The sequence below is a fragment of the Streptomyces sp. NPDC058773 genome, assembly GCF_042746015.1.
Classification (GTDB): Bacteria; Actinomycetota; Actinomycetes; order Streptomycetales; family Streptomycetaceae; genus Streptomyces.
Window position 1 is genome coordinate 139606 of sequence record NZ_JBHYPE010000012.1, and the last position, 21996, is coordinate 161601.

General features: G+C 70.7%; 14 protein-coding genes. 6 read left to right on the forward strand and 8 right to left on the reverse strand.

What is annotated here, in order from left to right:
* The first annotated feature begins 277 nt into the window (after nucleotides 1–277).
* Complete coding sequence (locus ACFW5B_RS13880; RefSeq protein ID WP_386438142.1) at nucleotides 278–2803, forward strand: ATP-dependent Clp protease ATP-binding subunit; 2526 nt, start codon at nucleotides 278–280, stop codon at nucleotides 2801–2803.
* A 210-nt stretch (nucleotides 2804–3013) separates the two neighbouring features.
* Here the strand turns inward: ACFW5B_RS13880 and ACFW5B_RS13885 are convergent, their stop codons facing one another.
* Together ACFW5B_RS13885 and ACFW5B_RS13890 are read right to left on the reverse strand one after the other, a co-directional pair.
* Complete coding sequence (locus tag ACFW5B_RS13885; RefSeq protein ID WP_386438145.1) at nucleotides 3014–5695, reverse strand: NACHT domain-containing protein; 2682 nt, start codon at nucleotides 5693–5695, stop codon at nucleotides 3014–3016.
* A 58-nt stretch (nucleotides 5696–5753) separates the two neighbouring features.
* A complete protein-coding gene (locus tag ACFW5B_RS13890) occupies nucleotides 5754–8993 on the reverse strand; it encodes an NACHT domain-containing protein (protein ID WP_386438148.1) in 3240 nt (1079 codons plus the stop codon).
* 739 nt (nucleotides 8994–9732) lie between these two features.
* On the opposite strand from ACFW5B_RS13890, the gene ACFW5B_RS13895 reads away from it, so the two are divergent.
* Nucleotides 9733–10404 carry a M23 family metallopeptidase gene (locus tag ACFW5B_RS13895; RefSeq protein ID WP_386438150.1) on the forward strand — a complete coding sequence of 224 codons (672 nt, stop codon included), beginning with the start codon at nucleotides 9733–9735 and terminating at the stop codon, nucleotides 10402–10404.
* Here ACFW5B_RS13895 and ACFW5B_RS13900 read toward each other — a convergent pair.
* Entirely contained in the window at nucleotides 10386–10997 is a 612-nt protein-coding gene (locus tag ACFW5B_RS13900) for a TetR family transcriptional regulator (RefSeq protein WP_386438153.1), read from the reverse strand. The genes ACFW5B_RS13895 and ACFW5B_RS13900 overlap by 19 nt on opposite strands.
* A 143-nt stretch (nucleotides 10998–11140) precedes the next feature.
* Between ACFW5B_RS13900 and ACFW5B_RS13905 the strand changes: the two genes are divergently transcribed.
* A complete protein-coding gene (locus ACFW5B_RS13905) occupies nucleotides 11141–12793 on the forward strand; it encodes an MDR family MFS transporter (protein ID WP_386438156.1) in 1653 nt (550 codons plus the stop codon).
* Between the two features lie 278 nt (nucleotides 12794–13071).
* On the opposite strand, the gene cseC is transcribed toward ACFW5B_RS13905, so the two are convergent.
* From cseC to ACFW5B_RS13930, 5 genes are all read right to left on the reverse strand, one after another.
* Complete coding sequence (gene cseC / locus ACFW5B_RS13910; RefSeq protein ID WP_386438160.1) at nucleotides 13072–14376, reverse strand: two-component system sensor histidine kinase CseC; 1305 nt, start codon at nucleotides 14374–14376, stop codon at nucleotides 13072–13074.
* An 8-nt stretch (nucleotides 14377–14384) separates the two neighbouring features.
* Entirely contained in the window at nucleotides 14385–15095 is a 711-nt protein-coding gene (gene cseB, locus ACFW5B_RS13915) for a two-component system response regulator CseB (RefSeq protein WP_386438163.1), read from the reverse strand.
* A 9-nt stretch (nucleotides 15096–15104) separates the two neighbouring features.
* On the reverse strand, nucleotides 15105–15665 hold the full coding sequence (locus tag ACFW5B_RS13920; RefSeq protein WP_386438166.1) for a hypothetical protein: 561 nt from the start codon (nucleotides 15663–15665) through the stop codon (nucleotides 15105–15107).
* A 412-nt stretch (nucleotides 15666–16077) separates the two neighbouring features.
* The gene (locus ACFW5B_RS13925) at nucleotides 16078–16683 is read right to left on the reverse strand and encodes a SigE family RNA polymerase sigma factor (protein ID WP_386438283.1); all 606 of its coding nucleotides are present in this window, start codon (nucleotides 16681–16683) and stop codon (nucleotides 16078–16080) included.
* A 573-nt stretch (nucleotides 16684–17256) separates the two neighbouring features.
* Nucleotides 17257–18216: an A/G-specific adenine glycosylase gene (locus ACFW5B_RS13930; protein WP_386438169.1), complete on the reverse strand. Its 960-nt coding sequence runs from the start codon at nucleotides 18214–18216 to the stop codon at nucleotides 17257–17259.
* A 232-nt stretch (nucleotides 18217–18448) separates the two neighbouring features.
* On the opposite strand from ACFW5B_RS13930, the gene ACFW5B_RS13935 reads away from it, so the two are divergent.
* The 3 genes from ACFW5B_RS13935 to ACFW5B_RS13945 all read left to right on the forward strand — a co-directional run bounded on the left by ACFW5B_RS13935 (nucleotide 18449) and on the right by ACFW5B_RS13945 (nucleotide 21723).
* Entirely contained in the window at nucleotides 18449–19204 is a 756-nt protein-coding gene (locus ACFW5B_RS13935; protein WP_386438172.1) for a hypothetical protein, read from the forward strand.
* A 361-nt stretch (nucleotides 19205–19565) separates the two neighbouring features.
* On the forward strand, nucleotides 19566–20378 hold the full coding sequence (locus ACFW5B_RS13940) for a hypothetical protein (protein ID WP_386438175.1): 813 nt from the start codon (nucleotides 19566–19568) through the stop codon (nucleotides 20376–20378).
* A 358-nt stretch (nucleotides 20379–20736) separates the two neighbouring features.
* On the forward strand, nucleotides 20737–21723 hold the full coding sequence (locus ACFW5B_RS13945) for an NAD-dependent epimerase/dehydratase family protein (protein WP_386438177.1): 987 nt from the start codon (nucleotides 20737–20739) through the stop codon (nucleotides 21721–21723).
* The last annotated feature ends 273 nt before the right edge of the window (nucleotides 21724–21996 follow it).

The window sequence follows — 21996 nt, forward strand, 5'->3', positions numbered from 1 at the left end:
TGTGGACCGACGGCGGACGGCGTGTCGGTACCGGGCGCGTTCGCCACGGGCGTAGTGGCAGAGGGCGTATATGCCTGGCCTGCGGGAACATCGTCTCGCACCATCGAGTTGGAGCAGATGTCAGCTGTTCGGCAGTAAATTTCCTCGCAGGAGCGGGGGTGATCCGGACGGGTGTCGGCAGTTGGAATGAGCTGTCCCGCCCCGCGGGACTAGCATGCGGAAGGACAGGGAGGGGACCGACCCCTAACTGCCTGACCGCTCTGAGGAGCGATTAACGATGTTCGAGAGGTTCACCGACCGCGCGCGGCGGGTTGTCGTCCTGGCTCAGGAAGAAGCCCGGATGCTCAACCACAACTACATCGGCACCGAGCACATCCTCCTGGGCCTGATCCATGAGGGTGAGGGTGTCGCCGCTAAGGCCCTGGAGAGCCTCGGGATTTCGCTCGAGGCGGTCCGCCAGCAGGTGGAGGAGATCATCGGGCAGGGCCAGCAGGCCCCGTCCGGGCACATCCCCTTCACCCCCCGTGCCAAGAAGGTCCTGGAGCTGTCGCTCCGCGAGGCCCTCCAGCTCGGCCACAACTACATCGGCACCGAGCACATCCTGCTCGGCCTGATCCGCGAGGGCGAGGGCGTCGCCGCCCAGGTCCTGGTGAAGCTGGGCGCCGATCTCAACCGGGTGCGGCAGCAGGTCATCCAGCTGCTCTCCGGCTACCAGGGCAAGGAAGCCGCCACCGCCGGCGGCCCCGCCGAGGGCACGCCCTCGACCTCCCTCGTCCTGGACCAGTTCGGCCGCAACCTCACGCAGGCCGCTCGCGAGACCAAGCTCGACCCCGTCATCGGGCGCGAGAAGGAAATCGAGCGGGTCATGCAGGTGCTGTCGCGCCGGACCAAGAACAACCCGGTCCTCATCGGCGAGCCCGGCGTCGGCAAGACGGCGGTCGTCGAGGGCCTGGCGCAGGCCATCGTCAAGGGCGAGGTGCCCGAGACCCTCAAGGACAAGCACCTCTACACCCTCGACCTCGGTGCCCTGGTCGCCGGCTCCCGCTACCGCGGTGACTTCGAGGAGCGCCTGAAGAAGGTCCTCAAGGAGATCCGCACCCGCGGCGACATCATCCTGTTCATCGACGAGCTCCACACCCTCGTCGGTGCGGGCGCCGCCGAGGGCGCGATCGACGCCGCCAGCATCCTCAAGCCCATGCTGGCGCGAGGTGAGCTGCAGACCATCGGTGCCACGACGCTCGACGAGTACCGCAAGCACCTGGAGAAGGACGCCGCGCTGGAGCGCCGCTTCCAGCCGATCCAGGTCGCCGAGCCGTCGCTGCCGCACACCATCGAGATCCTCAAGGGCCTGCGGGACCGCTACGAGGCGCACCACCGCGTCTCCATCACGGACTCCGCCCTGGTCGCCGCCGCCACCCTGGCCGACCGCTACATCTCGGACCGCTTCCTGCCGGACAAGGCGATCGACCTGATCGACGAGGCCGGCTCCCGGATGCGCATCCGCCGGATGACCGCGCCGCCGGACCTGCGCGAATTCGACGAGAAGATCGCCGATGTGCGCCGGGAGAAGGAGTCCGCGATCGACTCGCAGGACTTCGAGATGGCCGCGGGCCTGCGCGACAAGGAGAAGCAGCTCCTGGCCGCCAAGGCGAAGCGGGAGAAGGAGTGGAAGGCCGGCGACATGGACGTCGTCGCCGAGGTGGACGAGGAGCTGATCGCCGAGGTCCTGGCGACGGCCACCGGCATCCCGGTCTTCAAGCTCACCGAGGAGGAGTCCTCCCGGCTGCTGCGGATGGAAGACGAGCTGCACAAGCGCGTCATCGGCCAGAAGGACGCCATCAAGGCGCTCTCCCAGGCCATCCGCCGTACCCGCGCCGGCCTGAAGGACCCCAAGCGTCCCGGTGGCTCGTTCATCTTCGCCGGCCCGTCCGGTGTCGGTAAGACCGAGCTGTCCAAGACGCTGGCGGAGTTCCTCTTCGGCGACGAGGACGCGCTGATCTCCCTCGACATGTCGGAGTTCAGCGAGAAGCACACGGTCTCCCGGCTCTTCGGTTCGCCCCCCGGCTACGTCGGCTACGAAGAGGGCGGCCAGCTCACCGAGAAGGTGCGCCGCAAGCCGTTCTCCGTCGTGCTCTTCGACGAGGTCGAGAAGGCCCACCCGGACATCTTCAACTCGCTGCTGCAGATCCTGGAGGACGGTCGCCTGACCGACTCCCAGGGCCGGGTCGTGGACTTCAAGAACACGGTCATCATCATGACGACCAACCTCGGCACCCGGGACATCTCCAAGGGCTTCAACCTGGGCTTCGCGGCCCAGGGCGACACCAAGTCCAGCTACGAGCGGATGAAGAACAAGGTCAACGAAGAGCTCAAGCAGCACTTCCGCCCCGAGTTCCTCAACCGTGTCGACGACACCGTCGTCTTCCACCAGCTGACCGAGGACGACATCATCCAGATCGTCGACCTCATGATCGCCAAGGTGGACGAGCGGCTCAAGGACCGCGACATGGGCATCGAGCTCAGCGGCGAGGCCAAGTCGCTGCTGGCCAAGCGCGGGTACGACCCGGTGCTCGGCGCCCGTCCGCTGCGCCGCACGATCCAGCGCGAGATCGAGGACGCCCTCTCGGAGAAGATCCTCTTCAGCGAGCTGCGTCCGGGCCACATCGTGGTCGTCGACGTCGAGGGCGAGGGTGAGACCGCCAAGTTCACCTTCCGCGGTGAGGAGAAGGCGGCCCTGCCGGACGCCCCGCCGATCGAGTCCACGGCCGGTGGTTCGGGTCCGAACCTCAGCAAGGACGCCTGACCGGCACCAGCGCCACGCGCAGCACTGCCCCGGCATCGTTTCGTACGGTTCCGGGGCAGTGTCGTTCCGTAAGCAGTCCGCGCTTTACCGACGCGTTCTTCAGGTGCGCGGAAATACGGAGCCTTATTCGGCAAGGGCTATTTTCGGTCATTCCTGTCGGCCATTCCCGCGGAGGCGGTGTGCGGCAGATACGGGCGAACGCCGGGCCCGCTACATCTGCACGACGCGAATGCCCTCGGGGACACCGCCCACCGGCGGAATACGACGGCCGATCCGCAGGGTGTCCAGATTCGGAAAGGCCGACAGCCACTCCATCGAAACGCCCAGGTCGTACGCGAGCCACAACCGCGTCAGCCCCTCGGCCGGGGCGATGCCCTCGACCAGCTGATCCGGGGTGAAAGGCCCCGCGATCCGCAGGTGCGGACGGCCGCCCAGCCGGCGCAGCGTATGCAGCTCCTCCAGGTCGGAGACCGGGAAATACAGCTCGGCCGGTTCCAGATGGGCGATGATCTCGCGGGCGTAGCGGGCCGTGTCATGGCGCCGCCAGGCCCCGGCGAGCTGCGCCCGTACCTCGTGATGCGCCCGGTCGCGCAGGCCCGTCAGATAGTCGATCGCCATGTCGTCGGCGATCGAGGTGGCGGTGATCGCGAGGAGATAGGCCTCGTGATCGGATGCCTCGGCGGGGTCGGGCAGCATCTCCAGCACGATCGGCCCGATCCAGCCCAGCGCACGCGCCGCGGCCGGGGTATTGGGCCGCACCATGTCCCGGGTGAAGCGCTGCACCCGCGCCCGTACCGCCGGGTCCAGCTCGGTGGCGTGCTCCAGACAGGCCGCCGCGAGCAGCTTGCGGTGCCGGGCCTCGGACGCCTTCACCCCGGGATGCGGGGCGAGCAGCCCGTCCAGCAGCGCCGCGCACTCATCGGGGCGGGCCAGCGCCACGGCCATCCGGATGACGTCCTCCCAGTCGTCGTGGTGCGCATGCTCCAGGAGCAGCCCGAAATCGTGCCGCTGCACGGCCGCGCGGGCGGCGAGATAGTCCTGGAAGGTGCGGTGGACGAAGTCGACGGTGCCGGGGGTGGGCTCGCGCAGCAGCCCGGTGCGGTTGAGCAGATGCCGGAACACCTCCTCGGGACCGCCCTGGCGGGCCGCGTCCGGTATCGCGGGCAGATGCCGGCCGAGGGTGTCGACCGCGGTCGCCTGGTCCATCTCCGAACGGCCGTTGACCAGCATCCAGTGAGCCAGCTTCTGCAGCAGCTGGACCTTGGGCTGCCGGGTCAGCTCCACCCCGTCGGTGGGCACCATCGCCCGCTCCCGGTCCCGGCGCTCCAGCAGCATCGACAGCGCCGCGTCGTACAGCTCCTTCCGGCCGTGCGGCAGATAGCCCCGACGGTCGCGGTGCAGGGCGCACAGCAGCCCGCACATCAGCGGATTGGTCGCCAGCCGCCCCAGATCGCGGGTGATCCGTACGGCATTGAGCAGGGTGCGTTCGTAATGACCGAGCCGGTCGAGGTCGGCCGGGCACCGCTGGGCCGCGGCACGGTGCCAGCGCTGGATGAACGCGGCCACGTCCTCGCGGCTCATCGGGGCCAGCGACAGCTCGCTGAACCCGTCGCCGGCCAGCCAGTTGCCGGGGACCGCGGACGGCCGGGAGGTGACGATCCAGACGTTGTCCGGGTAGCGCGCGGTCCACTCGCCCAGTTTGCGGCGCACCTGTTCGCGCTCGCTCTCGGGGGCCTCGTCGATCCCGTCGATCAGCAGCAGCGCCCGCCCCGCCGCGAGCACCCGCTCCGTCCAGCCGTCCGGCGCCGCCCCGGCGTCCCGGTGGCCGACGGCGCTCAGGAACGTGTCCGGGGAGGGCAGGCCCTCACGGGCGAAGCGGCGTACGGGCAGCAGGAACGGCACCCGGCCGCGCAGCCCCGCCAGCGCCCCGGGCAGCTCGTCCCGGGCGGCGGCGACGGCCAGCCACTGCAGCAGGGTCGTCTTGCCCGAACCCGCCACCCCGCGCACCAGGACCTTGCCACGGCCGGACAGCGCCTGCTCCGCCGGGAGGGGCGGATCGTCCTGCCCCGCGGCACCGTCCGGAGTGACCTCGCCGTCCTGGGAGCCGGGCTCGACCTGCAGCCCCAGATAGGCGGCGTCGAGCGGCCAGCTGTCGGGGGAGTGCGTCAGATCGATCCCGAAGATCGTCAGGTGGTTGTGGAGGGCGGCGGTGTCGTGGGCGTAGCGGGTCTCGAAGGCGGCGTCGAGGACGGCGGGGTCCGGTGCGGCGGAGGGGGCGGCGGTGTCCTGGAAGGCGTCGGTGGCCTCGGCGGCTCCCTTGGCGGCCGGGGCCCCGTCGATACGGATACGGCGTGGCGGTACGACCGCGGCGGCGCCCGGTCCGTGGATCAGCTCGGTGAGGGTGCGGGTCTGCTCGACCAGCGTCCGGGCGACGAAGGGCGACCGCCGGGTGAAGTGAAACAGCAGGTGCAGGGCGGCGACGTCCAGCAGCAGGCCGTGCAGCCGGGCCCCGTCGGGCGTCAATGGCCGGGTGACCCCGGGCACCGTCGCGCAGAGCCGCCGGGCGAACTCGGCCGGGAGGAGACGCGCGGCATCGAGATCGTCCATCTCGATCTCGGCGAGGGCGCTCAGGGTGCGGGCCAGGGCGGTGGCGACGGCCTGGTGCTCGGCGTCCGTGCGGTCGGCCGACGCCTGCTCGACGAGGGACGCGGCGAGGCCGTGCAGCTCATGTTCGCTGAGCGTCGGTTTCTCGCCGGTGAAGGAGAGCAGGCGGGAGATCCGCACGGGCCGGTCGACCGGCCCGGCGACCGGCCCGTCGGGGGCGAAGAGCCTGCGGATCAGCGGGTCGACGGCATGGGGGGTGAGGCGGGCGAGGATGTTCGTGGGATCCATGGGTTCCCCGTAACTGCGGTGCTGAAGAGGAATGTTGGGGGATGCGCTCTCGGCCAGCCTATGTGCGGGGGCGGGGGTAGCGGGTGAGTTTGATGTGTGGGGGGAGGGGGTGGGCGGGGTCCGGGCGGACGCCGGAGAGATAGACCTCCTGCAGTTCTGGCAGGAGTGACGCGGAGGACAGGTCGATGGAGCCTGCGGTGACGCCGTAGAGCTGGAGTTTTCGGACACCTGGGAAGGCCGGGACGGCCGCGCTCAGCAGCCGGCTCAGCTCGGATACCGGAAGGCGCGCCGGGTTGAGGATGCTGAGCGTTTTCACCTGCGGAAGCTGCAGGCCGGCCGGCAGGTGTACGGGGACGCCTTCTTCCGACAGGCCGAACGAGAAATTCTCCAGTTCGCTCAGTGACGCCAGCGCACGCCATTCGGCCGCGCCGAAGTCATGGGTGAGACGAGGAAGTTGGATGCTCTGCATCCGCGGCCAGCGGGTGATCCCGTCGAATTCGGCGCCAACGGGCTGGGTGAGGGCCATGACGCGCAAGGGAGCATTCACCGGGAGCACTGCAAAGCCGTGCGGCGGAAGTGTGCAGTGGAGCAGCAGGGAGTGGAGGTGACGCAGGCGATGCAGCCCGTGCGGAAACGGCAGGGTCTTCTTGGGCGGTCCGGAGACGCCCAGAGTGCGGAGGCGAAGGTCCGCGAGCGGGGCAACGCTTTCGACCGCCGGGCAGTCCCAGAGCGTCAGCCACTTCAGCGCGGGGAACTCACGGAGGAAAGCGAGATCGGCGATCTCCGGGTTCTCCGTGATGTTCAGGCTTTCGATCCGGTCGAGAGGTAACGCGCCGAGGAGTTCGGCAGCCGTGAAGGGGCCGCTCACCGAGACGCGCGGCCGACCGAGTGCCCGGAGCGCGTGCAGTTCGGCGAGGGATTTCGCGGTGAGGGTCACGTCGGCGTCGAGATGCCGGAGAACCTCCCGGGCATACGCTTCGGTATCGAATTGCGGCCATGACGAGGCGAGTTGGTGGCGAGCTCCGACTGCCGGGTGATCCCGAAAACGCTTCATCACCTCCAGCCCCGCGTCCGACCCAATGAGCCCCGCAGTCGCCACCACTTCCTGCGCCTCATCGTCCGCCAGCCCCTCCGGCCCGGGCAGCAGTTCCAGTACGAGCGGCCCCACCTCGGCCAGCAGCGTCGATTCCTCGCGGCTGCGCGGCGGCAGAATCCCCCGCGCCCGCTCGTTCACCTCATCCCGCACTCGCGGATCGACCTCCGTCGCGTGCTCCAGACAGGCCATGGCGAGCAGGTCGACACGCAGCCGTGTGGGGCGGTCGGCGATCTCGTGGCCGCGTGCCAGCAGCCCTCGCAGGAGCTCCACCCGCTCCCGCGGCCGCGCATGGGCCACCGCCATCCGGATCACGTCCTCCCACTGGGAGTCCGCCGACTGCGCCACCAGCAGCCCGAAGTCGCCGTCCTCCACGGCCGCCTTGGCGCCGAGGTAGTCCTGGAAGGTGCGGTGGACGAAGTCGACGGTGCCGGGGGCCGGTTCGCGCAGCAGGCCGCTGCGCAGCAGCAGATGGCGGAAAATGGCCGTCGCGTCACCCTGCTCGGCCGCGGCGGGCACGGCCGGGAGCGCCTCGCCGAGAATGCGTTCGGCGCGCTCCCGGTCGAGTTCGCTGCGCCCGTTGCGGATCAGCCAGTAGGCCAGCCGCTGCAGGAGCTGGATCTGCGGCTCGTCGCTCAGCTCGATCCCGGTGGGCGCGGCCATGTCGCGTTCCTGGTCGCGGCGGGAGAGCAGCATGCCGAGGGCGGCGTCGTACAACTCCTTGCGGCCGGTGGGCAGATAGCCGCGGCGGTCCCGGTGCAGTGCGCAGATCAGGCCGCACATGAGGGGGTTGGTGGCGAGCCGGGCGAGGTCCTGTTTGGTGTGCACGGCGGCCAGCAGCGACTGCTCATAGGCGTCGAGGTGCGCGGGGTCGTCGGCGTCGCAGCGGGCCGCGGCGTGCCAGCGGCCGATGAACGCGGCGACCTCGGTGCGGCTCATGGCGGACAGCGTCAGCTCGCCGAAGCCGTCCGCGGCGAGCCAGTCGTCGCGGACCGCGGAGGGGCGGGAGGTGACCAGCCACAGGTTGTCCGGGAAGGCGTCGGTCAGATCGCGCAGCCAGCGGCGGGTGGCCTCGCGCTCCCGCTCGGGGATCTCGTCCAGGCCGTCGACCAGCAGCAGCGCCCGCCCGGAGGCCAGGACGCGGTCCGCCCAGCCCTCGGGCTGCGCGCCGGACACGGGGCAGCCGACGGCCGCCAGGAAGCGGCCGGGAGCGGGCAGCGGCGCACCGTCGCGGGCGAGGGTGCGCAGCGGCAGGACGAACGGGATGCGCCCGTAGAGGTGGGGGAGGGCCGTCTCACCGGGGGCCTTGGTGCAGGAGACGGCCAGCCACTGGACGAGGGTGCTCTTGCCGGAGCCGGCGACGCCGCGCAGGAGTACCCGGTCGCGGCCGGCCAGCGCCTGGTCGGCGGGGAGGGGCGCCGGGGCCGGCGGCCCTCCCCGGGGGCCGGTCTCCGCGTCGAAGGGGCCGACGGCGGCCTCGCGCGTCGCGGGTGCCGTCGCCTCCAGACTCATGTACGCCGCGTCCAGCGGCCAGCGGTCCGGGGAGTGGGTGAGATCGATGCCGTAGATGGTCAGCCGGCCGTGTTTGCGGGCGATGTACGCGAGATAGCGGCGCTCGAACGCGGCGTCCGCGGCCCGTGGGGACGGATGGCGTTCGAGGAACTCGTCGATGAGCGTGATCAGGCTGTCCAGGCTGCGGCTCTGCTGGACCAGGGTGCGGGCGACGAACGTCGACCGCTGAGTGAAGAAGTGCACGATGTGCAGGCAGGCGATGCCGAGCAGGGTGGCGTGCAGCTGCTCGCCGTCCCGGGAGAGGCCGCGGACGGCGTCCGGGCTCGCCGCCGCCAGGCTTTCGGCGAGCGCGGTGGAGCCCAGGCGGACGGCCTGTACGTCGTCCATGTCGAGGTTGCCCAGGCCGCGCAGCGTGGTGGCCAGGGCCTCGGCCACCGCCCGCTCCTCGTCCTCGCCCACGGGGCGCTCGCCGGGCCCGGCGGTCCGTACGGCTCGGGCCACCAGCTCCGCCGCGACCTTGTGCAGGTCCCGGTCGGACAGCGTCCGCCGTTCGCCCGTGAAGCTGACCAGCCCGGAGATCCGTACCGGCTTCGCCACCAGGCCCGCGCCCGGCCCGTCCTTGACGAAGAGCTTCCTGACCAGCGGTGCGACCGCGCCGGAGGCGAGCCGGACACCCACTGCTGACGGGTCCATGTTCTGGTCCGTCCTCCCCCGTGGCCGATGCTGCCGTCGGGCCAGGCTAGAGCGGCCGCCGGGGCGTCGGGTGCGGACCGGCCAGGTTCGTGCGGGCCACACGGGACGCGCGGCGGTGCGGCGGTGTGGCGGCGGTCACGGATTTCCGGGCTCGATTCACGGTTAATTCGGACATTTTGCGGACTCGGGTAACCCGGGTCACAAAGCCCGGGTAACCCGCGTCACAAATGCCGGGTAATCCATGCCACAAAAGGCGGGTAAGCCAGGTCACAAATCTCCGGACTGCACGCACGGCGAGGCTCCGCGACCCGGAATCCGTCCCTCGAAAGGGGTGCGGAAAGGCGTTGGATCTTGATTATCGGTGACATGGCACACAGCCGATTCCGGCCCTACTAAAAGAATTAGGGGATGTGCGCCGCGGCGGTACGGGGGTTTTCCGGGGCCCGGTCGGGGGTGGCGCCCCTCGTGCGGCGGGGGCGAGGTGCACCCCGTGCGGCCCATGGTGAAAAGGCCTGTTCAAGGGGTGTGCGGCCGGATCGCACGGGACTGCAAGATGTCCGTTTTCGGGGGTTTCGTACGGAGCTGCGAGGGGCACGCAAGGGCGTCGCTCACCCGGCATCCCGTACGGGCCGGGTTAGTAGAAAGGCCGCTTGGCGGGGCGGCGGAGGCGGGTTACCAAGGAATGGCGATCCCGGTCCGCAGCCGGGAAACCAATCAATTCACTGGAGGAAAAACCCGCATGTCGAAGTTCGCCGCTCTCCGTAATGCCAAGAAGTCCGCGCTGCGCAATCGCGTCGCCGTTGTCGCCGCCGGTGTCGGCGTTACCGCCGCCCTGGGCGCCGGTATTGCCACCGCCGCCGACGCGGGTCTGCAGAACCTCACCTCGGGTGTCGGTTCGACCGTGACCGCCCAGGCCGACGCGCAGGCCAAGTCCGCCGCCGACGCCAAGGCCGCCGCGGCCAAGGCCAAGAAGGACGCGGCCAAGAAGGCCAACGCCTGGGTCAAGCCGGTCGAGAAGTACACCCTGGGCTCGACCTTCGGTCTGGCCGGCAGCCACTGGTCGCACAACCACAGTGGCCAGGACTTCGTCGTGCCGACCGGTACCCCGGTCCAGTCCGTCCACAAGGGCACCGTCGTCAAGGCCGGCCCCTACGGCGGCGGCGACGGCCCGGCGTACGGCAACGCCATCGTGGTCAAGCACGCCAACGGCGTCTACACCCAGTACGCGCACCTGTCACAGATCAACGTGAACGTCGGGCAGCAGGTCGGCACCGGCCAGAACATCGGCCTGTCCGGCAGCACCGGTAACTCCACCGGCCCCCACCTGCACTTCGAGGTCCGTACCGGTCCTGACTACGGGACGGGCATCGAGCCGACCGGATTCCTGCGGGCTCACGGCGACGCCGTCTGAGCTGAATCCGGCCGGGCTGGCCGGCGGTTCGGCGGGTTTGCCGCCGTGACCAGTTCAGTGGCGACCTCGAGGATGGCCTTGCGCTTCTCCTCGGGGTCGCCCTTCAGATTCTGCATCGCGAACATGCCCGCGTGCATGGAGAACAGCGCGGTGAGGCAGCGCACCTGATCCGTCAGCTCCGACTCGGGCTCCCTGAGCAGCCCGAAGAGGGTCAGCATCCGCGACCTGAAGTGCTCGCCGATGCTCAGGTCCCGCACCGCGGCCTGGTTCTCCTGCATGAAACGGAAGAGGGGCTCCGCCGAGCGCAGTGACTCGCTGTAGCGGCGGATCAGCTCCTGCTTGGTCTCCAGCGTCCGCGGCTGCCCCTCGGCCCAGGCGATCAGCTCGTCGATGGGCCGGCCCAGGTCCTGGAACAGGCCGATGACGATGTCTTCCTTCGTCTTGAAGTGGTAGTACAGCGCCGCCTTCGTGACCTCGAGCTTCTCGGCGATCTCCCGTAGCGAGGTCTTCTCGTAGCCCCGTTCGGAGAACAGCTCCAGAGCGACGTCCTGGATGCGCTGGCGGGTGTTTCCCCTGCGCGCCTGTGTGCTCATGGTGCTCTCTCCTGCGTCGTCGGTACTGGTCAGAGGGCTGCCCCGTGGGGCTCCAGAGAAACTTACTTGACGCCCGGCTAGTTGCTCGCCTACCTTCCTCACGGTAGCGAACTAGCCGGGCGGCAAGTAAGTAGGAGTGAGTGATGGGGAAGTCGCAGCATGCGACCCCGACGGGGGACGGACAGGCATCGGCCGTGCTGGAAAAACCGGCGGCGGGCCAGGGAAAACCGGGCGCGGCCCCGGAGAAGCAGCCCGCCAGTGTGCGGGTGGTGCTCTTCGCACTGATGATCGCGATGTTGCTCGCGATGCTGGACAACATGATCGTCGGCACCGCGATGCCGACCATCGTCGGTGAACTCGGCGGAATGGACCACCTGTCCTGGGTCGTCACCGCCTACACCCTCGCCACGGCGGCCTCCACACCGATCTGGGGCAAGCTCGGCGACATGTACGGGCGCAAGGGCGTCTTCCTGACGTCCATCGTGCTCTTCCTGATCGGCTCCGCGCTGTCCGGCATGGCACAGGACATGGGGCAGCTGATCGGCTTCCGCGCCGTCCAGGGCCTGGGTGCGGGCGGGCTGATGGTCGGCGTCATGGCGATCATGGGCGACCTGATCCCGCCGCGGGAGCGCGGCAAGTACCAGGGCATGATGGCCGGCGTCATGGCCGTCGCCATGATCGGCGGGCCGCTCGTCGGCGGCAGCATCACCGACCACCTCGGCTGGCGCTGGAGCTTCTACATCAACCTGCCGCTCGGCGCGATCGCACTGATCATGGTCACCGCCGTCCTGCATCTGCCCAAGAAGCGGTCGCAGACCCGGATCGACTACGTCGGCGCCGTGCTGCTCACCGTCGGCATCACCGCACTCGTACTGATCACCACCTGGGGCGGCACCGAGTACGACTGGCTGTCCGGCCAGATCATCGGCCTCGGCGTGCTCGGCGTGGTCGCGCTCGCCCTCTTCCTGGTGGTGGAGCGCAAGGTCAGCGAACCGGTCCTGCCGCTGCACATCTTCCGCAACGGCAACTTCTCGCTGATCACGCTGATCGGCTTCCTGGTCGGCTTCGTGATGTTCGGGTCGATGACCTTCCTGCCGCTCTTCCAGCAGTCCGTGCAGGGCGCCTCGGCCACCAACTCGGGGCTGCTGCTGCTCCCGATGCTGCTGTCCATGATGGCCGTGTCGCTGATCGCCGGGCGGGTCACCACCACGACCGGCAAGTACAAGATCTTCGTCGTGGCCGGCGGGGCACTGATCACCGCGGGCCTGGCCCTGCTGTCCCTGATGGACACCGGCACCACCCGCGTCACCTCGGGCCTCTACATGGCGGTGCTCGGCGCCGGTATGGGCTTCCTGATGCAGAGCACGATGCTGATCGCCCAGAACAGCGTCGAGATGAAGGACATGGGCGTCGGCTCCTCCTCGGCCACCCTCTTCCGTACGATCGGCGGCTCCTTCGGCGTCGCGATCTTCGGCGCGATCTTCACCCACCAGGTGCAGACGACGATGGCCGAGCGGATCGGCGCGGCGGGCGAGAAGATGACCAGCGGCGGCGCCCAGATGGACCCGAAGGGCCTGGCCCAGCTCCCGCCGATGATCAAGGACGCCTACGCGCACGCGGTCGCCACCGGCACCCACCACGTCTTCCTGTGGGGCGCACTGGTCAGCATCATCGGCTTCGCCGCGGCCTGGTTCCTCAAGGAGGTGCCGCTGCGCGGCGCCCCCACCACCCCCGCAGAACGCCCACAGGGCGAGGACACCCCGGCGGACCGGGCAGCGGTGATGGAGGCCGTCTGACCTGACCCCGAAAGGCCGGTGGGGGTGCACACGAGCAATCACGTGCACCCCCACCGGCCCATTTCCATCCCCACAACGGGGAGGGGCCGGACCGCAGGACGAAGTCCGGAGGCCCGGCCCCGCAGCCGACCGGCCCCGCGCAGCGGCACCGGCCCGCCGCAGGCGCCATGGTGGGAGAGCCGACAACGCGGGGCGATCCGCCGACCGGCAACGGGCAAGCCCCACGGCGGGAAGCCCGACAACGCGGGAAGCCCCACCGAGCGCAGCGAACGGCGCGACTACCGATCCGGCAACTGAATCACCGGAAAGCTCCCCGTATTCGTCGGCGCATTCTCCGGCAGCCACAGGACGGACACGGCCCCCGTCGAACCGTCGGTCAACTCATCCGCGTTGCGGAACGTGAGCCGGGCGCCCAGCACCCGGGCCTGACCGGCCGCGATCGTCAGCCCCAGCCCGTGGCCACGGCCGGCCCGGTCGCTGCTGCCCGTACGGAAGCGGCTCGGGCCCTCCCGCAACAACGCCTCGGGGAAACCCGCACCGTGGTCGCGCACCCGCAGCACCCGGCCCTCGACGGTCACTTCGATCGGCGGCTTGCCGTGCCGGGCGGCATTGGCGATCAGATTGCCGAGAATCCGCTCCAGCCGCCGCGGATCGGTGGTGACATCGGCGTCCCGTACGACATCGATGACGATGTCCTGGCCCAGGGCACGCACCCGGCGGGTGACGAACTCCCCGAGCACCACGTCCTGCAGCTCCGCCCGCTCCGCATGGCCGTCGAGCCGGGCCACCTCCAGCACGTCCTCGACCAGCGTGCGCAGCGCCTGCGCCCGGTCGCGTACCAGCTCCGAGGGCCGGCCGGGCGGCAGCAGCTCGGCCGCGGTCAGCAGCCCCGTCACCGGGGTGCGCAGCTCGTGCGCGATATCGGCGGTGACCCGCCGCTCCGCCTCGATACGCTCCTGGAGCGCGTCCGACATGGCGTCCACCGCCCACGCCAGATCATCGGTCTCGTCCCGCACCCGGCCGGTGCCGACCTCGTCGCGGATACGGACCGCGGTGTCGCCGTCCGCCAGCTTCCCGGCCGCCGCGGCCGCCTTCCGCAGCCGCTTCGACAGCCGACCGCCGACCAGCACCCCCAGCGCACAGCCGCCGACCACCACCGCCGTCGAGCCGATCACCAGCGCCTGGTCCAGATCGTCCAGCACGGCGAACCGGTCCGGGAAGCGGTCGTGGATGGACAGCACCCGCCTGTTGCTGAGCGGCGCGGCGGCCCACACCTCGGGGGCGGTCTGCCCGGTGTCCTGCAGGTAGGTGGCGCGCTTGTTCTTGGCCACCTCGTCACGCAGCGCCTGCGGCAGCGCCGGATCGTCGATCTTCGCGCCGAACTGGAGCCGGTTGGTGGACTCGAAGATCTTCTGCGTGAAATTGAGCCGCTCGATCTGCACATCCCGGCTGTTGTCGAGCATGGAATGCCGGGCGGCGTTGTGCACGACAAGGCTCAGCGCGATCGCGACCAGCGCTCCCACGAGCGCGATCGCGGCGCTGAGCTTCCATCTCAGGCCCGTCCGCAGGGCCAGTCTGACCAACGGAGGTGTCAGCCTCTCAGTTTGTATCCGAAGCCGCGGACCGTCTCGATCCGGTCCTGGCCGATCTTGCCGCGCAGCCGCTGGACATGGACGTCCACCACCCGGGTGTCACCGCCCCAGCCGTAGTCCCAGACCCGCTCCAGCAGCCGGTCGCGCGAGAGAACCGTGCCCGGCGCGTTGGAGAACTCCAGCAGCAGCCGCATCTCGGTGGGCGTCAGCGCGACGTTCCGGCCGTCCTTGCGCACCTCCATGCCCTCGGTGTCGACCTCCAGATCACCGAAGCGCAGCACCGCCTCCGCGGGATCGTCCGCATCGGCCGCCGCCGAGCCCGCCCGGTCCGGGCCGCTGGCATGACCGAACCGGCGCAGCACCGCCCGTATCCGCGCGACCAGCACCGCACCGTCGAACGGCTTGGTGACGTAGTCGTCGGCACCGGCCTCCAGGCCGAGCACCACATCGATCGAGTCGGCACGCGCCGACAGCATGATCACGGGCACCGTCGACTCATCCCGGATCCGCCGGCACAGGCTCACCCCGTCGAGCCCCGGCACCATCACATCGAGCAGCGCGATGTCGGGACGGTTGGCCCGGAACGCCTCCAGCCCCGCGAGCCCGTCGGGCATCGCGGTGACCACGAAGCCGTCCCGCTCCAGCGCGAGCTGGGTGGCCTCGCGGATGACGTCGTCGTCCTCGACGAAGAGGACATGGGTCTCGGCCATGCGGTTGTCTCAACCCTCCGATCCCGAGCCGTCGTCCGGCGTGTCGCCGTCGACGGTGGTCTTGCTGTAGTCGGTGTGATAGCCGTCGTGCTCGACGAAGCGGCCGCCCTCCCAGCGGTAGGGCATCACGTCCTCACCGGAGGGGCAGCACACCTTGTCGTCGGTGTCGTAGGTCTGCTTGGAGACTTCCAGCTCGCCCTTGTTGACCGCCGCGGACACCGACGGCTGCTCGTTCGTGTACACGTTTTCATACCCGCCCTTCGCACCGCCGCGCTTGCGAAAGACGTACGAGCCGATCCCGACGGAATCCGCGCAGGTCATCACGTTGATGATGACATCGGGGGACTTGCCGCCGGTGAGCGACGCATAGGTCACCTCGACCGGGTACTCGTCCGCGGCGCACGGCTTGGCGAGGGACTTCTTCACGAACGGACCGACCTTCGGGTCGCCCTTCAGCAGCTGGACCGCGTCGACCTTCTTGTAGTCCGCGGTCGAGGCCGGGCTGGGAGAGCTGCGCACCGGGCCCTTGGGGGGTACGGGGCTGCCGCTCGCGGAGCCCTCGCTGCGCACGCCCTCGCCCCCCGGATTGCATCCGGCCAGCAAAAGGCCGACGGCGGCCACGCCTGCCGTGACCGCTCCGCCTCTGGTCAACCCGCTGCTGGTCAACCTGTTCCTGGACAATCCGCTCCCGCTCACCGTGCTGCTCGCACAGCCGCTGATCCCGCTGCTGTTCCTGAAGTGATTGTCGCGCGTCGAGCCCGGAGCCGTAAGGCGCCCGTCGTTCTGCCCGTTTTCACCGGTAAGGATATTTTTCTTGTGGTATTTGGGGTTATGTCGCATGTGACGCCGTGTGCCGCATGCCGTCGTACCGTGCGGGGCGCCGTACGCCGCAGCGCTGCGCCGAGCGCCGCGTGCCGTCGCGTCGTGCCGTGCGCCACGTACCGTCGCGTCGTGCCGGGTGCCGCGCGCCGTGCGTGACCCGTCAGGCCGCGCACCGCTCCCGCTCCCGCTCGCCGCGCTCCAGTATGCGCGCGTCGATGTCGCGCATCTGCAGCTCCTGGCGCAGCCGCGCCAGCGCACGGTGCAGCGTGCTCTTGACGGTCCCCGTCGACATCCCGAGCGCCGCCGCGGTCTCCTCCGTGCTCATCTGCTCCCAGTGCCGCAGCACCACGACGCTGCGCTGCTTGGGCGCCAGCACCCCGAGGATGTCCATCAGCAGCGCACGGTCGGCGCGCTGCTCGGTGCCGTCGTCCACACTCGCGTCCGGAAGCTGCTCGGTGGGCACCTCCTCCAGCTTGCGCGCCCGCCACCACTCCGTCCGCGTGTTGATCATGACGCGGCGGAGGTAGGCGTCGGCCAGCGACTTGTCCGCGATGCCGTCCCAGCGGCCGTACGTACGGACCAGGGCCGTCTGCAGCAGATCCTGCGCGTCGACCGGATCGGGCACGAGGCGCCGGGCGCTCCGCAGCAGTGCCTCCTGCCGCGTACGAACGTACTCTTCGAAGTCCAGTACCTTGCCGCCGCTGGTCGCCATCTCGACGCCTCCGATCCGCTTGCGCTTCCCCACGTTGACCGTGCTGATGGTCATCTCCAGCACGAGGAAGACGCTACGGAGAGGGTGTTGCGACGTAATGTGCGTCGGCCCCACAGCGAATGCACGGAAAACCCTCGGTTGTGTAACAGCGCGCCTGGGGTCATACCTCGGACGGACAGGGGGCCCGCGGACGTCATACTCCGGGGGGAGAAACGCCCCCGCCGCAAGACCTATCGGCCACGACCACGACGGCAACCACGCCCGACGAGAGCCTTCTTCAGGCCGGATCGAGTCACCTTTCGGTCATGCTGCCCGAAAGGTGACAACCAATCAGACCGAGGACCGTCACGCCAGGAGGCGCGGCCGCCGAGGCGGCCGTGCCTTCTCGATCCGGCGTTCGTGACGGCCGTGGCACGGCAACGGCAAGAGCCGCGGCTGCCGACGTGACCTCGCCTTTTCGATCCGGCCCCCGTGACGGCCGCATAGCGTCAGCAGCAAGAGGCGCGGCCGCCGCAGCAGCCGCGCCTCCTCGATCGCGCCCGTGCGACGGCCGTGTCACGTCAACGGCAAGAGGCGCGGCCGCCGAAGCGACCGCGCCTCCTCCTTCCCGCCTGTGTGACAGCCCCGCTACGTCAGCGGCAACCGGTACCGGCCCCCGCCCAGCGGCTCGACCAGCCCGTCCGACACCAGCCCGTCCAGCGCCCGTGCCCGCTGCACCGGCTCGTCCCACACCGCGTCCAGCACCTGCTGCGGCACCGGCGCGACCGCCTCACGCAGCACGGCCAGCAGCTTGCCGCGCACCTGCCGGTCGGTCCCGGCGTACGACTGGGTACGCCGCGGCGGACCGTCGTGCGCCGGAGACCCGGCCTGCCGCCAGGCGCACTGCGCCGCGATCGGACAACGGTGGCACTCCGGAGCACGCGCCGTGCACAACAGCGCACCCAGCTCCATCGTCGCCGCCGCCCAGCGCGCCGCCAGCTGCTCGTCCTCGGGCAGCAGCGCACGGGCCAGCTTGCGTTCCGCCGCAGTGGTGGCGTTCGGCGGGTACTGCCGGCCGGCCACCGCGCGGGCGAACACCCGGCGCACATTGGTGTCCAGCACGGCGTGCCGCTGCCCGTACGCGAAGGACGCCACCGCGGCGGCGGTGTACTCCCCTACGCCGGGCAGCGCCAGCAACTGGCCGTGCTCACGTGGTACGTCGCCGCCGTGCCGCTCCTGTATCGCGGACGCGGCGGCGTGCAGCCGCAGGGCGCGCCGCGGATAGCCGAGCCGGCCCCAGGCCCGGACCGCCTCCCCCGGCGCCTCGGCGGCCAGGTCGGCGGGGCGCGGCCAGCGGGCCAGCCACTGCTCGTACACCGGCAGCACTCTGCTGACCGGGGTCTGCTGCAGCATGAACTCGCTCACCATCACGCCCCAGGCGCCCGCTTCGGGGCGGCGCCAGGGCAGATCGCGGGCGTGCTCGTCGAACCAGTCGGTGACCGGGCCGTGCAGCGCGGTCCCGTCGGCGGCTTCCGCGGCCGCGTCGGCGGCGGAAGCGGTCTCGGCGGCGGCGGTCGTGGCAGTAGTGGTGACAGGCGTCGAAGTCATGGCACCGCCGATCCTGGCACGTCCGACGCCCCCCGGGAAACGCACCGGGCCCGCCCCGCCGCACACCCACCCACACGCAGGACGGCCGGGGGGTCTTGGGGGGTGGCTGCTGGGGGGTATGGAGAGGGAGAGGCGCGCGGCGCGAGGCACCCCCGCACACGCCCCGGCGGGAACTGACTACTCTCAGTAATCGTTGCTGGAATAGAAGGAGGCGGCAAGCAAGGATGCGGGCATGGCGAAGGAGATGAACGAACCGGAAGGCGCGGGCGAGGCGACGAGGGCGGGGGGTGCTGCCGGGCTCGGCGGTGCGGCGGAGCCCGGCGATGCTGCGGGCCCGGGTGGCGCGGCTGGGCCGGGCCGTGCGGAGGGGGCGGGCGGCGGCGCGCCACCGGCAGTCGCCGCGGGGGCGGGCGGCGCGGAGGGGGTCGGGGGTCAGGCCTGCCCGGCAGCGATCCGGCGTGCGCTGGCCGCGCACACGACGATGACGCTCGCGTACGTGGACGAGGACGGGCCGCAGGCGTGCGCGGTGCTGTACGCGACCGATGCGGAAGGTGGAGCGGAGAGCGGGGCGAAGGCTGGTGGGGGGCCCGGCGAGGGGTCCGGTGTGGGTGATGGCGGGGCGCTGTGCGTGGGGGGCGGAGCGGGCGGTGCCGGGCCCGCGCTGTATTTCGTCACCGCGACCACGACGCGGCATGGGCGGGCGCTCGCGAAGCCCGGTGCGCGGGTCGCGTTCACGGCGCAGCGGGACGGTCAGGAGTGGAGCGGCCTGACGGGGCTGCAGGGGCGGGGGCGCTGCCGACCGCTGACCGGTGACGAGCGGGCGGCCGGCTGGCAGGTCTATGTCGAACGCTTTCCGTTCGTCGCGGCGAGCGACCGGCTGCGCGCCGCCCTGGAGCGGACCACGCTGTGGGAACTGCGCCCCGACTGGCTGCGCTTGATCGACAACGGGCAGGGCTTCGGTCACAAGCAGGAGTGGTCGGGGCGGTGACCGTGGTCCGGTGGTGGGGCGCGGCGATCGTCGGGGAGGTCTGGGCCGAGGGGAGGTCGGGTCGAGCTCGGGGGCGAGTTCGGGGTCGAGGCCGAGGTCGGGGTGGGGGCCGGCGGGGCTGGGGTTCATGATCAACGACCTTGTGGGGGCTGACGGTTGTGGGGCGTGACCGGTGATCGGCAAGGGGGATGTGGTGGAAGTGTGGGTGGAGTGGAGCAGATCGAGAGTTAACGGTGGATCAGGGGCGTTAGGGCCGGAAACGCGGGGGCGGGCTCGGATCCGGGCTGATCATGGGAAAAGTTGCAGCCGGATGCGGCGGGTACTGGCCGATGCGGGGGCCGATCTCTCGTAGAGTTTCCGCGTGGGATCACTGCGCAATCCGATCGGGCCGCTTCCCTCCTCCATTTACTGGCGGCGGAGGGCTGTTGCGCTGGCCATCGTCGCCCTGCTCGCCCTCTTGGTGGTGTGGGCGCTGAGCTGGGGCGGGGTCGTCGGCAAGAGTGACGATGAGGGCAAGGGGTCGCACGGCAAGGGCCCCGCGGAGTCCATCACGCCAGGGCCCTCCGGGAGCGGACCGGCGAACGGCCAAAAGCCGGGTGGGCGCGATGAGTCGGGTGAGGGCGACGGAGGGTCGGGCTCCGGTTCCGGTGGCGCGGGTGCCGCGGGCGGTGGTGAGTCCGGAGGTGACCCGGACTCCGGTGGTTCCGGTTCCGGGAGCGGGCCGATCGGGCAGGGCTCCGGTAAGAACGCCGTCGAGGCCGGGTCTCCGCTTCCCAACTGCGTTTCCGGCAAGGCGGAGTTGGATCTGCGCAGCGTCAAGCATTCGTACGCGCCGGGCGCGCGGCCGAAGTTCGAGCTGACGGTTGAGAATGCGGCCGGGGCGGCCTGCAAGGTGGACCTCGGGCAGAAGGCCACGGTGCTCACCATCAGCGACGCCGCGGGGGACGAGCGGGTGTGGGCCTCGAACGACTGCCCGTCGGGCACCGCGCCCGCGCTGCTGAAGGTTCCGGCCAAGGGGTCGGTGCAGCGCACCATCGAGTGGGACCGTCGGGCCAGCGGTCCGCAGTGCGCCACGCCGAGTTCGGCCATGGTGCCTTCCGGCAAGTACGAGATCGAGGCCAAGGTGCCGGGGCTGGAGTCGGCCCGTACGACGTTCGTTCTGGCTGAAGGCTGACGACCTGAGGGCTGACGGCCTGAGATCGCCAGGAGCGCCCTGGGGCGCCCGAGAGTGTCCGGAGCCCCTGGAGGGCAGTAGCGGCAAGTGCGGCGGCAGCTCCTGAAGTGGCAGCAGCGCCAGGCGCTGCGGTAGTGCCCGGAGCGGCGGTAGTGCCCGAAGTGGCAGCAGAGCCTGGGGCGGCCGCAGTGCCTGAAGTGGCGGTGGCGTCCGCAGCGGTAGCTGCGTCTGGGGCGGCTGTTGTAACCGGGTGGCCGAGGGCGCTGGATTGTTGGCCTCCGGTTGTTTCGCCCTGGGGGGATTCGCTGAGAGCGTGCGTGGCCGGACTCGGTCGGCGTTGTCCGGCACAGTCGTTGGCATGAAGCTACTGATGCTGGGTGGTACGGAGTTCGTGGGGCGGGCGGTCACCGAGGCGGCGTTGGCGCGGGGGTGGCAGGTCACGGTGTTCCATCGGGGGAGGCACGCGGCGCCGGAGGGGGCGACGGCGCTGCACGGGGACCGGGGGGATGCGGGCGGGCTCGCTGCCCTGGAGGAGGGCGAGTGGGACGCCGTCGTCGACACCTGGAGCGGGGCGCCGGCGGCCGTGCGTGACACGGCGCGGCTGCTGGCCGGGCGGGTCGGGAGGTATGCGTATGTCTCCAGTTGCTCGGTGTACGCGTATCCGCCGACTGCCCCGTACGACGAGCAGGCCGCGCTGGTGACCGGCTCCCCCGATGCCACGGACGCCGAGGACTATGCGCAGGCCAAGCGGGGCGGCGAGCTGGCCGTGACGGAGGCGTTCGGGGAGCGGGGGCTGCTGATCCGTGCGGGGCTGGTCCTCGGTCCGTACGAGAACATCGGGCGGCTGCCGTGGTGGCTGGGGCGGATCGCGCGCGGTGGGCCGGTCCTCGCGCCGGGGCCGCGGGACGCGGCGCTGCAGTACGTCGATGTCCGGGATCTGGCGGAGTGGACGCCGGAGGTGCTGGAGTCGGGGTCGGGCGGTGCGTACAACCTGGCCAGCGAGCCGGGGCACGCCACCATGGGGGAGCTGTTGGAGAGCTGCGTGAAGACCACCGGTTCGGACGCGGAGCTGTGCTGGACCGGGCCGGAGGAGATCCTCGCCGCCGGTGCCGTGCCGTGGACCGAACTCCCGATGTGGCCGGGGCCTGGTGAGGATCGGGACGCGGTCTATGGGGCCGATGTGTCCAAGGCGGTGGCGAACGGGTTGCGTTGTCGTCCCATCGGCGAGACCGTCGCCGACACCTGGGCCTGGCTCCAGCGGATCGGCGGGGTGGCGCCGCAGCGGCCGGACCGTCCGGTGGTGGGGCTGCCGGCGGAGAAGGAGGCCGCGATCCTGCGGGGGTGAGGGCACCGGTCCCCGCCGCAGGGAGAGGGTGCGCGCCGCGGCTGCGGCAGCCGGCTCGCCGCCAGTGAGGGTGTGGTCCTGTCAGCGAGGCAGCGATCCTGCAGGGGCGGGACCGCAAGGCCGCAGGGGCGGGACCGCATGGCCGCAGGGATGAGGCCGCGATCCCGCAGGGGCGATGTCGCGACACCCCGATCAGCCCCACAGCCACCGAATTCAGCCCCCACAGCCACCGAATTCGGCCGTCCTGTTCAGCCCCCGCTCCATCCACCGACC

What these genes read in the sequence shown, in the direction of transcription:
- ACFW5B_RS13905 (WP_386438156.1), top strand. Translation starts at nt 11,141, where the DNA reads ATGGGGAAGTCGCAGCATGCGACCCCGACGGGGGACGGACAGGCATCG.
- ACFW5B_RS13880 (WP_386438142.1), top strand. Translation starts at nt 278, where the DNA reads ATGTTCGAGAGGTTCACCGACCGCGCGCGGCGGGTTGTCGTCCTGGCT.
- ACFW5B_RS13930 (WP_386438169.1), bottom strand. Translation starts at nt 18,216, where the DNA reads ATGACTTCGACGCCTGTCACCACTACTGCCACGACCGCCGCCGCCGAG.
- ACFW5B_RS13935 (WP_386438172.1), top strand. Translation starts at nt 18,449, where the DNA reads ATGGCGAAGGAGATGAACGAACCGGAAGGCGCGGGCGAGGCGACGAGG.
- ACFW5B_RS13900 (WP_386438153.1), bottom strand. Translation starts at nt 10,997, where the DNA reads ATGAGCACACAGGCGCGCAGGGGAAACACCCGCCAGCGCATCCAGGAC.
- ACFW5B_RS13895 (WP_386438150.1), top strand. Translation starts at nt 9,733, where the DNA reads ATGTCGAAGTTCGCCGCTCTCCGTAATGCCAAGAAGTCCGCGCTGCGC.
- ACFW5B_RS13885 (WP_386438145.1), bottom strand. Translation starts at nt 5,695, where the DNA reads ATGGATCCCACGAACATCCTCGCCCGCCTCACCCCCCATGCCGTCGAC.
- ACFW5B_RS13945 (WP_386438177.1), top strand. Translation starts at nt 20,737, where the DNA reads ATGAAGCTACTGATGCTGGGTGGTACGGAGTTCGTGGGGCGGGCGGTC.
- ACFW5B_RS13925 (WP_386438283.1), bottom strand. Translation starts at nt 16,683, where the DNA reads ATGACCATCAGCACGGTCAACGTGGGGAAGCGCAAGCGGATCGGAGGC.
- cseB (WP_386438163.1), bottom strand. Translation starts at nt 15,095, where the DNA reads ATGGCCGAGACCCATGTCCTCTTCGTCGAGGACGACGACGTCATCCGC.
- ACFW5B_RS13890 (WP_386438148.1), bottom strand. Translation starts at nt 8,993, where the DNA reads ATGGACCCGTCAGCAGTGGGTGTCCGGCTCGCCTCCGGCGCGGTCGCA.